Annotated in this window: 12 protein-coding genes; 5 read left to right on the forward strand and 7 right to left on the reverse strand. The window is 26.1% G+C overall.

Annotated features, from left to right (window positions below; genetic code table 11):
• Positions 1 to 185: 185 nt before the first annotated feature.
• From ACBT_RS06750 to ACBT_RS06765, 4 genes are all read right to left on the reverse strand, one after another.
• Entirely contained in the window at positions 186 to 827 is a 642-nt protein-coding gene (locus ACBT_RS06750) for a uroporphyrinogen-III synthase (protein ID WP_024775036.1), read from the reverse strand.
• Positions 828 to 2,291 carry a ribosome biogenesis GTPase Der gene (der, locus tag ACBT_RS06755; protein WP_024775037.1) on the reverse strand — a complete coding sequence of 488 codons (1,464 nt, stop codon included), beginning with the start codon at positions 2,289 to 2,291 and terminating at the stop codon, positions 828 to 830.
• 78 nt (positions 2,292 to 2,369) lie between these two features.
• Positions 2,370 to 2,912: a ribosome hibernation-promoting factor, HPF/YfiA family gene (gene hpf / locus ACBT_RS06760; protein ID WP_024775038.1), complete on the reverse strand. Its 543-nt coding sequence runs from the start codon at positions 2,910 to 2,912 to the stop codon at positions 2,370 to 2,372.
• A 105-nt stretch (positions 2,913 to 3,017) separates the two neighbouring features.
• Positions 3,018 to 5,792, reverse strand: a complete 2,775-nt coding sequence (locus tag ACBT_RS06765; protein ID WP_162147701.1) for a YhdP family protein — start codon at positions 5,790 to 5,792, stop codon at positions 3,018 to 3,020.
• A 55-nt stretch (positions 5,793 to 5,847) separates the two neighbouring features.
• On the opposite strand from ACBT_RS06765, the gene mltG reads away from it, so the two are divergent.
• The 5 genes from mltG to ACBT_RS06790 all read left to right on the forward strand — a co-directional run bounded on the left by mltG (position 5,848) and on the right by ACBT_RS06790 (position 10,986).
• The gene (gene mltG, locus ACBT_RS06770; RefSeq protein ID WP_407647545.1) at positions 5,848 to 6,969 is read left to right on the forward strand and encodes an endolytic transglycosylase MltG; all 1,122 of its coding nucleotides are present in this window, start codon (positions 5,848 to 5,850) and stop codon (positions 6,967 to 6,969) included.
• Positions 6,970 to 7,088: 119 nt separating this feature from the next.
• A complete protein-coding gene (locus tag ACBT_RS06775) occupies positions 7,089 to 9,281 on the forward strand; it encodes an NADP-dependent isocitrate dehydrogenase (RefSeq protein ID WP_024775041.1) in 2,193 nt (730 codons plus the stop codon).
• Between the two features lie 122 nt (positions 9,282 to 9,403).
• On the forward strand, positions 9,404 to 10,357 hold the full coding sequence (locus tag ACBT_RS06780; protein WP_024775042.1) for a malate dehydrogenase: 954 nt from the start codon (positions 9,404 to 9,406) through the stop codon (positions 10,355 to 10,357).
• Positions 10,341 to 10,631, forward strand: a complete 291-nt coding sequence (locus ACBT_RS06785) for a heavy-metal-associated domain-containing protein (RefSeq protein WP_024775043.1) — start codon at positions 10,341 to 10,343, stop codon at positions 10,629 to 10,631. The genes ACBT_RS06780 and ACBT_RS06785 overlap by 17 nt, the downstream gene beginning before the upstream one ends.
• A gap of 76 nt (positions 10,632 to 10,707) precedes the next feature.
• The gene (locus ACBT_RS06790) at positions 10,708 to 10,986 is read left to right on the forward strand and encodes a c-type cytochrome (RefSeq protein ID WP_024775044.1); all 279 of its coding nucleotides are present in this window, start codon (positions 10,708 to 10,710) and stop codon (positions 10,984 to 10,986) included.
• Between the two features lie 38 nt (positions 10,987 to 11,024).
• On the opposite strand, the gene ACBT_RS06795 is transcribed toward ACBT_RS06790, so the two are convergent.
• Genes ACBT_RS06795 through ACBT_RS06805 form a run of 3 tightly spaced genes read right to left on the reverse strand, consistent with a single transcriptional unit; the run spans position 11,025 to position 13,149 of the window.
• Positions 11,025 to 11,423 carry a hypothetical protein gene (locus tag ACBT_RS06795; protein ID WP_034218522.1) on the reverse strand — a complete coding sequence of 133 codons (399 nt, stop codon included), beginning with the start codon at positions 11,421 to 11,423 and terminating at the stop codon, positions 11,025 to 11,027.
• The gene (locus ACBT_RS06800) at positions 11,420 to 11,980 is read right to left on the reverse strand and encodes a hypothetical protein (protein WP_024775045.1); all 561 of its coding nucleotides are present in this window, start codon (positions 11,978 to 11,980) and stop codon (positions 11,420 to 11,422) included. Before ACBT_RS06800 ends, ACBT_RS06795 begins: the two co-directional genes overlap by 4 nt.
• The gene (locus ACBT_RS06805; RefSeq protein WP_024775046.1) at positions 11,977 to 13,149 is read right to left on the reverse strand and encodes an FAD-dependent oxidoreductase; all 1,173 of its coding nucleotides are present in this window, start codon (positions 13,147 to 13,149) and stop codon (positions 11,977 to 11,979) included. Before ACBT_RS06805 ends, ACBT_RS06800 begins: the two co-directional genes overlap by 4 nt.
• Positions 13,150 to 13,195 lie beyond the last annotated feature (46 nt).

Consider the following 13,195-nt stretch of genomic DNA (forward strand, 5'->3'; position numbering starts at 1 on the left):
TGAAAAGTCAGGAAAGTACGCAAGAGCATATTTAAGGAGCATAAACACAATGAAACGCTGCACACCATATAACTACATATTACATACAAAAATATATTATCGGACCCGCGACAATGGAAATCCCGAACTACTTAGGCTGTATATTATTAAGACTGATTTTATCTAAAATATCTTTAAAATTATGTTTAATTAAAATTTGATAGAGCCAGAGTAACACAATCTTTTACACTTGTAGAACTACTTATTTGATAATTTTTTATCTCTTTTGGAAGATAAGTTGCTGTAGTTTTTCCAATAACAATAGCCTTATAACTGCTATTCCAAGAAAATTTATTAAAAAAACACTTAACACTAGAAGGTGAAGTAAAAATTATAATAGAGTCATCTTCCAACTCAATATGTTTTAAATTTTTATTACAAACCGTCTCATAAGATACTAATTCATCAATATCTATTTCATTTTCTCTTAAAATATTTGGAAGATTAGAAACTGTTATTTTTGCTTTTACATACAAAACTTTTTTATCTTTTAAATGAGGAATTAACTCTTTTGCAAATTCATTTCCATGCCCACTTGAGCCAATAAAAGCAATATTAGCACCAAATTCATTAGCAATATTTGCTGTTGCTGGAGCAATCAAATATGATGGTATGCTTTTCCAATTTACTTTATTATCCTCAAGTGCATAAATTGCACTCTTTGAAGTAAAAACTAAAGCATCATATGAAGTTAAATCTAAATCAAATTTTAAACTTTGTACTTTAAAAATCTCAAGATTTTCTACACCATCAAATTTTTGATTATTTAGAAGATAAATTTTTGCCATTTATCTTTCCAAATATTCTTCATCACCCATTTTATCATGTTTTCCTCTTGCAATAACATGAATTGGTGTACCTTCAAAATTAAATTTTTCTCTTAAGAAATTAATTAAATATCTTTTATATGAATAGTGTAATAACTGTGGTTTATTCATAACTAAGGCAATTCTAGGTGGTCTTGTACTAAATTGTGTTGAGTAATAAATTCTTAAATATGCTCCATTTGGACTAGGAAGTGAGTGTCTAATAACTGCTTCTTCAATAACTTTATTAAGTTGTGAAGTTGGAATTCTTTGAGTATAATTATCAAAGATTTCAACAATTTTATCTTTCAATCTATCAATACTTCTTCCTGTTTTTGCTGAAACTGCAATAATTGGAGCGTAAGATAAAAATCTAAATCTTCTTCTTACTTCTTCTTCAATTTTTTGGAATGTATCCATGTTTTCATCCCATTTGTTTAGTACAATAATTGTTCCTAAACCATACTCATCTACAAGACCTGCAATTTTTTCATCTAAATCTGTTAATTCTCTTGATGCATCAAGAACAACTAAAGCAACATTCGCTTTTTCTAACATCTCTTTTGTTCGCATTAAAGCATATTTTTCAATTCCTTCAATGCTTCCTCTTCTTCTTAAACCAGCAGTATCTACAAAAGTTATATTTTTATCTTTATATGAAAATGTTTCATCAACTGGGTCAATTGTTGTTCCTGCAATTGAAGATACAACGGATCTTTCCATTCCAACAAGAGAATTCAAAATAGAAGATTTTCCAACATTAACACGACCTATAATTGCAACATTTATTGATGTGTCGTCTATAACTTCTTCTTCATCAAGTTTTTCTAAACCTTCAATTGAAAAATCTTCATCATTTTCAAATTCATCTTCAAAAAACTCATCCTCAAGTTCTTTTCTTCTCTTTTCTTCTTCAAGCTTAGCTACAGTTTCTGGATTTTCAGGAAGGTGCTTATAAATCCATTCATAAAGTGTTTTTGTTCCTCTATTATGAGAAACTGAAATACCAAAAAGATTTTCATCACTTATTCCAAATTCAAAAAATTCCCATAATCTTTCTAATTCTTTGTCATTATCAATTTTATTTACAACTAATGCAAGCTCTTTTCCTAATCTTTGAAGCTCATAAAATAATTCCTTATCTTTATCATCAGGAATATTTTTCCCATCCACCATAAAAAGTATTATATCAGCCTCTTTTGCAGTTTTTATAGCTTTATTTTTTACATTTGAAAAAATTTCATCATTTGTTTCATCAATTCCACCTGTATCAAGTAATAATGCAGATCTATCTAAAATCTCTATTTGATGTTTTTTAATATCTCTTGTAGTACCAGCAATATCTGAAACTATTGCTATTCTTTTATTTGCAAGTCTGTTAAAAAGTGAAGACTTCCCAACATTTGGTTGCCCTATTAAAGCAACTTTTTTTAAATTATTTTCCATAAATTTTATAATCCTATTTTATAAATTAAAAAAGGTATTAGCTCGTCGCTAATACCTTTTCTTATCTTCTTTTATCTTCTAATAAAGCCCAAATTTACCAGCTACATTTGCTTTATATAGAACTCTCATATTATCGTCTTTATCATAAAAAACTTTAAATTGTGCAGTAGAATTTTTTAAATCTTCTAAAGCTTCTTCAATATCAATTGGTTTATATGATGTTAATCTTTGAGGTATGATTTCATCTTCAAATCTTTCTAATTCTTGTGCGATTTTATCTTGAACTTCAGTTAATTCAAGTTCACTTAATTTTGTAGCTTTATGAGCCGAAATTTTATCATGATGTCTTCTTAAAACTTTAGATACCCTATCTACAGCTATATCAATAGCAGAATATAAGTCTTTATCTCTTTGTTTTACAACAACAGTATCGATATTTGCGATATTTAATGTAAATTCAAATGTAAATGATTTTTTACCTTGTTTTTCATCTGCGCTCACTATAGAAGCCACAGAAATAATATCTAAATTATATTTTTCAAATGCAGAAATAGAACTATTTATATAATCTTTTATTGCATCTGTTAATTTAATGTGTCTTCCAACGATACTTGTATTCATAATCAACTCCTTATATTGTGATTGAATTATTGTAGCATAAAAAAGTTAAATTGGTTCAAAAAATCTTCAATTTATGGTACTTGAATTGATTTCTTAAACTTATTATTAATTGTTACTTAAATTTAAACCATTAAAAATATTAACAGGAGCTGTAAAAACTCTTTTAAAAATATTCATTGGTGCAGAAAAACTATCTTTTAAAAGATTTGTAGAGATTTTCGGATCACCTAAACTTCCATGAATATCAACTAATGTTTCAACTCTTTCTTGATCTCCTAATAATATATAATTTACTAAAGGAATAAATCTTACAAAAGTTGTATAGTCTTTTAGAAATATTAAATTTACTTTAGCATTTATTATAAAATTATTTAAATCAACAACTCCAAATCCTTCAAAATCTATTCCATTTCCAATAGTATTTAAATTATCAATTCTTAAAATATTTTCGTTTCTGTCATAAGTAAACTCCATATTTCCTTCTTTTAATGTATAAACACCTATGTTTTTAAGCCCTATACTAGCTGCTGGAAGTGCAAAAAGAGGATTAAATGGAAGAGTTACTAATTGTGCAGCAAGTGCAGGAGTTGTTTCAACAAACGCTAAAAGATTACTTAATATTGATAAATTTGAAATTGCACTATCTTTTATCAAAAGCTTTCCATTAAACAAATCATAATTCCCATTTGCATATAAATTAATTGTTCCACCATTTACAACTTGTTTATTCAACAATGTATTTATAAACTCTTCACTCAAATCAGCAGCAAGTATCTCTATATCATTATTCTCATATTCATTGAAAGTAAATTCACTATTTTTATGTTTTAAATATATAAATTTTTCTTTTTCATTTAAATTTACAATATAACTATCTGCTAAAATTTTATAATCTTCATTTATTGTAATATTCGAATTTATTCCATTTAAAAGTAGTTTTTTATAATTTAATTTACTAGCCCCTTTTAAAGTCAAAATAACATCTAAATTTTTTATATCTAACTTCAAAAAATCATTTTTTAATTCTAATTTTAAAGAGTCATCAGTACTAGAAATTTTTGTAATATCATCTTTGATATTTCCAGTTATTTCTAACTCTTTTAAATCTTCACCATCTTTTTTAAGTGGAAAACTAATATTTTCTAAAAGAGCTTCAAAATTTATTTCATCTTTTGTTAGAAAAACTTTTGCATTTTTAAAATCATAAATATCATCTTCTTGTTGTAAAGAGCAATTTTCTAAAGTAATATTTATATTTTTATCAAAACTTTTATTGATATTTTTTGAAAAATTATCGACAATTTTGTAATCTTTTAAATAAACATTATTCTTATCTTTTGTATCTTCTATTTTTATACTATTATCTTTAGAAATAACTCTTATAGAGTCATCTTTGATTGAACCTTCAATATTAAGTTCAGATACTTTATTCTCATTTCTATAAAGAGGTAAGTCCAAACCACCTATAATAGCTTCAAAATCTATATTATTTTCATTAAATACTTTTAAAATCAAATCTCCAGATTTTATAGAAAAATCTTGTAAAAATTTTGAATAGTTATAAATTTTGCTCAAATCTTCAATTATTATAAAAAGTTGATCTTCCATTTTTAGTTTTGTATTTAAACTTTGAATGTTGATATCTAATTTTTTTGAAAAATCCATATTCAAAGGAGTAATTAAATTTTTCACTTCAATTATTTGATTATTTTTATTATCTTTAATCAAAAGCTTACTTATGTTAGCGCTACCTTCAGCCTTTAAAGTTTTAGTATCTATTTTTATATCTGCATTTGCATCTATAATATCTTTAAACAAAAAATTTGCATCTTTAATATAAACTATATCATTTTCAAGTAAGACTTTTGCTTTTTTACTTTTAAACTCAAATGTATCAATTAAGATGTCACTATTTTCTACAATAAATTCACCTTTGGTATTTAAAGATTTTTTCTCATCATATGGGAAACTTAATAGAAGTTTTGCATCTGTAATACCACTTTTTTGTAAAATTGGTAAATTTATATCATATGCTTTTAGAATAGCTAAAACATCCTTATCTAACTTTGTTTTTGTTTCGATGTTTACATCAACTACACCATTGATTTCATCTGTTAAATTTTTTAAAGTAACATAAGAATCTTTTAAATTTTTATCCTTAAATTTGGCATCAATTAAATCAAAATGTAATACATTATCTTTAAATTTCACTTTTACATTTTGCGTTATTATCTTATCAACTTTTTTATGGAACATTATTTTTGCATTTTTTATATGAGCTTCACCCTGTAAAGATTTTTCAATAAGTTCATTTTTATTTAAATCATATTCTCCATAGAACCAATCAAATTTAAAGTCTCCAACTACATTATCATACATCCACTGATTTGCTATTTCAGGCAAATCTAAAAACTTTTTTAAAAAATATAAATTTTTAAAATACTCACTTCTTGTAAAAAATTTCAATTTATCTTTTGAAATATCAATATTTGTCTTAGAAATAATACCTTCGTAATGTATATCACCAAAATATTTAATTTCATTTTTAAAATAATCTAATTCAATAAATCCCTCAAATAGAACATTATAATCTTTTAAATAAAGAGATTTAACATTAAATTCTAACTGCTTAGAAGCTCTATTTAAAGTAGAAACTATATTTACAAACTTATTATCTAAATATAAATCATCATTATCTATGAAAATAGAAAATTCATTTCCATCTATTTTTAGGTTTTTTATGTCTACTTCTTGAAAAAAATTCATTATGCTAGGAAGTAATTCTATATTCTTTTTTAAGTCTTCAATTGATGATTTAACTTCACTCTTTTTTGATGTAAACTCAATTTTATCAACTTTAACAATGAGTTTTTTATCCAATTTTATATAGAATTGCGACACAAAAAGATTAGAGAAGGAAAAAGAGTTTATTTTGATACCTGAAAATAGAATAGAAAATAATAATATTATAAACAAAAACAAAAAGAGAAGTAGAGCTTTTATAGCTTTTAGCATTATTGAAAGTATCCTTATTTTTTCTATTGTTCTTTTATACTATTTGACTCTACCAATGACATCATCAAAAATCCTTTTTATTCCAAAAGGTAGTACTAATAATATCATAAATTACTTAAATAAAAGTGGTTATGAAATGAATATATTAGATGAAGTAGTAATAAAAGCAACAGGCTTTATACAAAGTGGTTGGATTGATATTGGAGAGACTAATCTTACGAAAATGGATTTTATTATTAGATTAGTAAACTCAAAAGCTGCAATGAAAAACATTACTTTAGTTCCTGGTGAAACGTATTATGTTTTTTTAAAAAAACTTGCAAAAGAGTTTGAGTTAAATGAAGAGAAATTATATAAAGTTTATAGTGAATTTGCATATAAACTAGATGGTAATATTCTTGCAGATACTTATTCCCTACCTATTGGAATGAATGAAGATTATATTATTTTGTATTTACTATCTCAAACAGATAAAAAATATGAAGAATTCTCAACTAAAATATTTGGTTCATATGACAAAAAGAAGTGGTATAACTACATAACATTAGCATCTATTATTCAAAAAGAAGCTGCAACAATAAATGAAATGCCAATAGTTGCTAGTGTAATTCATAATAGACTTAAAAAAAATATGGCTCTTCAAATGGATGGAACTTTAAACTATGGTAAATATTCAAATACTGTAATTACTGCTGATAGAATAAGAAATGATGAAAGTTCATATAATACTTATAAATATAAAGGGTTACCAAAAGATCCTATTTGTGCTGTTAGTTTAGATTCTATTAAAGCTGGAATATTTCCTGTAAAAAGTGATTACTTATATTTTGTAAGAGATAACAAAACAGGTCTTCATAAATTCTCAAATTCTTATGAAACACATCAAGCAAATATAAATTCAAATGTTGGCGTAGAAAAAACTTATACAAAAGTAAAAGAAGAAGAGACTCAAATTGATACTCAAGCTGAAGATATAATGAAAACTGATATTACAAAACAAAAAGCTTCTTCAATCAAAGACCTATTTAATAGCATAAATTAAGATGTGAATATTTGAAACAATCAAATATTCGCTCTGCTTAAATTACACAATTTCAATCCTTTTAAATAAAATTAAAGCTAAAATCCACGCATATCAAAATTTAACATTTAGGATAAAACATGGCACAAATTATTTACACAAAAGTTGATGAGGCTCCAGCCTTAGCTACATACTCTTTTTTACCAATTATTGAAGCTTTCACAAAAAGCTCTGGTATAAAAATGGTACAAAAAGATATTTCACTAGCTGGAAGAATTATTGCAGCTTTCCCTGAAAACCTAACACCTGAACAAAAAATTGGTGACGCTTTAGCTGAATTAGGTGCATTAACTCAAGATCCAAATGCAAATATTATTAAATTACCAAATATTTCAGCTTCAATTCCTCAATTAAAAGCAGCTATTGCTGAATTACAAGCAAAAGGGTATAAAGTTCCAAATTATGATGAAAGTGATGAAACAATTACTAGATATTCAAAAATTTTAGGAAGTGCAGTTAATCCTGTATTAAGAGAAGGAAATTCTGATAGAAGAGCTCCAGGAGCTGTTAAAAACTATGCTAAAAATAATCCACATAAAATGGGTGTTTGGACAAAAGATTCAAAAACTGATGTAGCTCATATGAATGCTGATGATTTCTATGGTACAGAAGTTTCAACTACTTTAGATAAAGCAGATGATTTCAAAATATCATTTGTAGGAAAAGATGGAAAAGAAACTGTTTTAAAAGGATCTTTACCACTACTTGCAGGTGAAGTTATAGATGCAACAAAAATGTCTGCAAAAGCTTTACAAGAATTCTATCAAAAAGGAATTGATGAAGCTAAAAAAAGAGATGTATTATTATCACTTCACTTAAAAGCAACTATGATGAAAGTTTCTGATCCAATTATGTTTGGATTTGCTGTAAAAGTATACTTCAAAGATTTAATTGCTAAACATGGTAAATTATTTGATGAAATGGGTGTTAATTTCAATAATGGTTTAGGTGATTTATATTCTAAATTAGAAAACATTGATAGTGCTAAAAAAGCTGAAATTTTAGCTGATATCGATGCAATTTATGCTGCACAACCAAGACTTGCAATGGTAAACTCTGCAAAAGGTATTACAAATTTACATGTACCATCTGATGTTATTATTGATGCATCTATGCCTGCTATGATTAGAGGTGGTGGAAAAATGTGGAATAAAGATGATAAAGAAGAAGATACTTTAGCTATGATTCCTGATAGATGTTATGCAACAACATACCAAGTTGTAATTGAAGATTGTAAAAAACATGGTGCATTAGATCCAAAAACTATGGGTTCAGTTCCAAATGTTGGATTAATGGCACAAAAAGCAGAAGAGTACGGTTCACATGACAAAACTTTCCAAGCAAAAGCTGATGGAAAAATTGTTGTAACAAACAAAGCTGGAGAAACTGTATTTAGCTTTGATGTTGATAATGGTGATATTTTTAGAATGTGTCAAACTAAGGATGAGCCAATCAAAGACTGGGTAAAACTTGCAGTAAATAGAGCAAGATTATCAAATACTCCAGCAGTATTCTGGTTAGATAAAAATAGAGGTCACGATGCTCAAATGATAGCTAAAGTTGAAAAATATTTAAAAGACCATGATACAAATGGATTAGAAATTTCTATTATGTCTCCAGATGATGCTATTCAATACTCTTTAGATAGAATGAGAAAAGGTCTTGATACTATTTCAGTAACTGGAAATGTATTTAGAGATTATAATACTGACTTATTCCCAATCTTAGAACTTGGAACATCTGCAAAAATGTTATCTATTGTTCCATTAATGCAAGGTGGAGGATTATTTGAAACTGGTGCGGGAGGAAGTGCTCCTAAACACGTTCAACAATTCCAAGAAGAAGGTTACTTAAGATGGGATTCATTAGGTGAGTTCATGGCTCTTGCTGCTTCGTTAGAGCACTTAGCAAATACTCAAGGAAATAAAAAAGCTCAAGTTTTAGCTGATACTTTAGATAGAGCAACTGGAACTTTCTTAATTAATGATAAATCACCAGCTAGAAAAGTTGGACAAATTGATAATAGAGGAAGCCACTTCTACTTAGCAATGTATTGGGCAAATGAATTAGCAAAACAAAATGATGATGCTGATTTAAAAGCAGAGTTCACTCCAATTGCAAATGCAATGAATGAAAATGAAGCGCAAATTGTAAAAGAACTTACAGAGTGCCAAGGTAAAGCTGTTGATATGGGTGGATACTATTTACCAGATGATGCAAAAACATCTGCTGCTATGAGACCATCTGCAACATTAAATAAAATTCTTGCATAATTTAAAAAGAGAAGATTTTTCTTCTCTTTTTTACTAAAATAACTAAAAAATCAGATCTATCTCTTCTAAACAATTAACTAAATAGTGATATAATCTTTCAATTTTAAACTAAGGTAATAATTTTGAATGATATAACAATTGGAATAATAGGAGTTGGGAATGTTGGCTCAACTTTGGCTTTTAATCTAGCAATTAGTGGTCTTTGTAATACAATTTTATTAAAAGATATTAGAGAAGATTTTACAAAAGCAATGGCTTTAGATATTTCTCAAGCAGCTAAAGCATCAAATAATAATACAAAAGTAAAAGCTTGTTTTTCTAAAGATGAATTTAAAAATTGTAAAATAATAATAATTACAGCAGGAATTGCAAGAAAACCAAATATGAGTAGAGAAGATTTACTTTTAACAAATACAAAAATTGTTAAAAATATTTTTGATGAAGTACAAGAACAAAATAAAGATGCAATTTTTATAATAGTTTCAAATCCTTTAGATACTATGGTATACGCTGCATTAGAGAAATCTAAATTATCAAGAAATAGAGTTTTTGGAATGGCTGGTGCTCTTGATACTTCAAGATTTAAGCACTATATTGAAGAAAAACTTACAATTAACTATAAAAATATAGATGCTTTAGTAATAGGAAGTCACTCAAATAAAATGGTTCCATTAATTAATCATGTAAAAATAGATGATAAACTGCTAATAGATATTTTAAATAAAGAGGATATCAATTATATTTTAGAAAATACTCAAAATGGTGGTGCAAAGATTGTTGAGCTTTTAAAAACTGGGTCAGCATATTTTGCCCCAGCACACTGTTGTTTTTTAATGTGTAAAGCTATTATAACTGATAGTAAAGATGTTTTTTCATGTTCAGTTAAACTTCTTGGAGAGTATAATTATAATGATTTACCTCTTGGTGTTCCTTGTATTCTAGGAAAAAATGGTATTGAAGAAGTTTTAGAACTAGAATTAAGCAAAGAAGAGCTAGATGAACTAAAAAATTCTATGTCGGTTATTGAAAATAGTATAAATCTTTTAAAAGGAGTGAAAAATGAAACAAACATTTGAAGTTTATAATGTTAAATGTGGTGGTTGTGCTAACACTTTAATCAAATCTCTAAAAGATGAATTTGGAGAAGTTGTTGTAGATTTAGAAGTAAATCCAAAAAAAATAACTTTAGATCTAGAAGAAAACCAACTTGAATCATTAAAATTAAAACTAAGAAGTTTAGGCTATCCATTAACGACAGATGAGTTAAGTGGTTTTGAAAAAGCAACAACAACAGCAAAGAGTTTTGTATCTTGTGCTATTGGAAAAATTGATGTTGCTATAAATAAATAATATTTGATTAGAATCAAGTTATATTAATTTTATTTATACTAGAATTAATCAATTTATTTCAAGAGGAGAAAAAATTATGAAAAAGATTATAATTGCAACTACAGTTTTAGCAGCATCGTTTGCTTTTGCTAATCCATATGCAAAATGTGTAGCATGTCATGGTGCTAATGGGGAGAAAGTAGCTTTAGGAAAATCTAAAATTATTAAAGATATGACAAAAGCTGATTTTGTTGCTGCACTTAAAGGTTACAAAGATGGAACTTACGGTGGACCACAAAAAGCATTAATGGTAGGTCAAGTAAAAGATATGGATGAAGCAACTATGAATGCTATTGCGGATCTTATTATTAAATAATTTCATAATTAAATAGCTAAGATTATCTCTTAGCTATTTTAAAACTTCACTTTTTTTATTTCATCTATTATTTTCATCAGCTCTTTTTTTTCATCTAAAAGTTTTTTGATTAAGATATCTTTTTCATCAACAACATTTGAGATATTTTTTTGTTCTAAAATTTTTCCAAAATGAAAAATAAAAAATCCTCTACTTTTATCGTACTCTAAATTGTCTATTTCAATAGTTATTTGTGGTTTATCATTACCTAAACCATTTGTTAAAATAATTTTCTCAATTTTATAAATATCGTATAAAATTTTATTATCCTCAAATTTAGGTTCTAATAACTCTTTTTTCCAATAACTAGATGCTTCTTTTTCTAAAAAACTAACATTTTTTGATAATATTGCTTCAAATATATCTCTGGAAATTGATAGTTTCAAAAGTTTTTTCATTTTAAGTTAGCTAAAAACTCATCAAGATTTTTATTTAACTCATCTATATTAATTCCTTCTTGTAAAGCTCCTCTTTTAACACTTCCTTGATAAATCTTTACTATTTGATTATTCTCTAAAACTTTATAAATAATATACATATTTTGAGAATCATCATTTAATTGAAAAAATCTTCTAAATTGGGCATTAGAATCATTTATTAATGGTATTTTTGATTCTTTATACATTTTTTCTAACTCATCATCAACTGCAATATTTTTTATAAGCCAAGGTGTATTTGAAATATTTGCTATTAAAACTATATTTTTATCTACTTTTTTATAAAGTTCTTTAAAAACAGCCAAAGAATCATGATTTAATAAAACAATATAACTATCTTTTTTAAATAGTTCCTCTTTTTTAACATCTTTTCCAATAATTTCAAAATATTTTGGAAGGTTTTCAACTACTTTTTCAACCTTCTCTATTTTTTCAATTTTTTCGCTAGGAATAGTAAGATAAACTAAAAATCCAAATCCAATAATTCCTAATAAAACTACTTTAAAAATATTTTTCAATTTTTACCTTTATTATTTAATTTTTTTGCCCACCTAGAAAAAAGTCTAAAATTCTCTATTTCTTCTGGTAATTTCTCATTTTTTACGACTAAATTAGTAAGAAGATTAGCTAAATATGGCCCTAAAACAAAACCTCTTCCTCCTACTCCATTTAAAGTATATAAATTTGGAATTATCTCTAAATTTTCATTTTTTATATGTGTTCCATTTTTTATATGAGGATATTTTAAAAAACTATTTTTACTATCAACTAAGCTACCAACCATTGGAAAATAATCAATACTTGAAGCTCTCGCACCAATTTTTATATCGACAACTTCAACATTCTCAATTTTCTTTATGTCTTTAGCTTTATTTAATAATTTTTCTATATCTTCATTTATTATTTTTATAGTTTTTTCGTCATGAACTAAATTATTTATATTTTTAAGATTTAAATTATATGAAGTATCACTCATATCAGATGTAAATCTATTATGAGTTGCACCTATTGATATTTTTTGCTTTCCATTGATTTCAATACTTTGAGACAAAGAACACTCTTTATGATAATTGCAATCAATTTTAGAAGAACTCAAAACATCTATTTTTTGTCCCCAAACAGCTCTTATATCAAAATAGTCTTCTTCTATTAATTCAATATTTGACCCCGTACACAAAAATAATTTTGAAGCAAAATAATCTTCATTAATTTGCCAATTTTCTTTTAGTTGTTTGATAGACTTAACTTCATAATCAAAAACTTTTTCTATATCATTTGTCAAAGCTTTACAAATTTCATATGGTTTTATAGTACTTCCTATTGGAAAAAAGTAACCATCATCTTTTTTTTCAAACTCAAAATCCATAAATGGTATATAACTTTGAAATTTTTCTTCATCAGTAATATTTTTAGGAATTCTTACTGTTCCACAATCATTTAAAAAATTAGGAAAGTTATTTCTATAAAAGTTCATTGAAAAATTTAGAGCATTTGAAACCAAAGTTTTAAATTTATTATCAATACCCAATAAAGGAGATAAAAATGCTCCAGCAGCTCCACTAGCTCCATAAGCTACATCAGAATTTTTATCTATTAAAAGAATATTTTTTGAGTATAAACTCAAAAAATAAGCAAGAGAGCAACCCGAAATACCGGCACCAATTATTATAAAATCATATTTTTTCATATCAATAGTATAGTATATTATTATTAAATAAAAGTTTTTCTTAAAA

The organism is Aliarcobacter cibarius (genome assembly GCF_013372265.1).
In the GTDB taxonomy this organism is placed as follows: Bacteria; Campylobacterota; Campylobacteria; order Campylobacterales; family Arcobacteraceae; genus Aliarcobacter; species Aliarcobacter cibarius.

What these genes read in the sequence shown, in the direction of transcription:
- hpf (WP_024775038.1), bottom strand. Translation starts at nt 2,912, where the DNA reads ATGAATACAAGTATCGTTGGAAGACACATTAAATTAACAGATGCAATA.
- ACBT_RS06775 (WP_024775041.1), top strand. Translation starts at nt 7,089, where the DNA reads ATGGCACAAATTATTTACACAAAAGTTGATGAGGCTCCAGCCTTAGCT.
- ACBT_RS06795 (WP_034218522.1), bottom strand. Translation starts at nt 11,423, where the DNA reads ATGAAAAAACTTTTGAAACTATCAATTTCCAGAGATATATTTGAAGCA.
- ACBT_RS06805 (WP_024775046.1), bottom strand. Translation starts at nt 13,149, where the DNA reads ATGAAAAAATATGATTTTATAATAATTGGTGCCGGTATTTCGGGTTGC.
- der (WP_024775037.1), bottom strand. Translation starts at nt 2,291, where the DNA reads ATGGAAAATAATTTAAAAAAAGTTGCTTTAATAGGGCAACCAAATGTT.
- ACBT_RS06785 (WP_024775043.1), top strand. Translation starts at nt 10,341, where the DNA reads ATGAAACAAACATTTGAAGTTTATAATGTTAAATGTGGTGGTTGTGCT.
- ACBT_RS06790 (WP_024775044.1), top strand. Translation starts at nt 10,708, where the DNA reads ATGAAAAAGATTATAATTGCAACTACAGTTTTAGCAGCATCGTTTGCT.
- ACBT_RS06750 (WP_024775036.1), bottom strand. Translation starts at nt 827, where the DNA reads ATGGCAAAAATTTATCTTCTAAATAATCAAAAATTTGATGGTGTAGAA.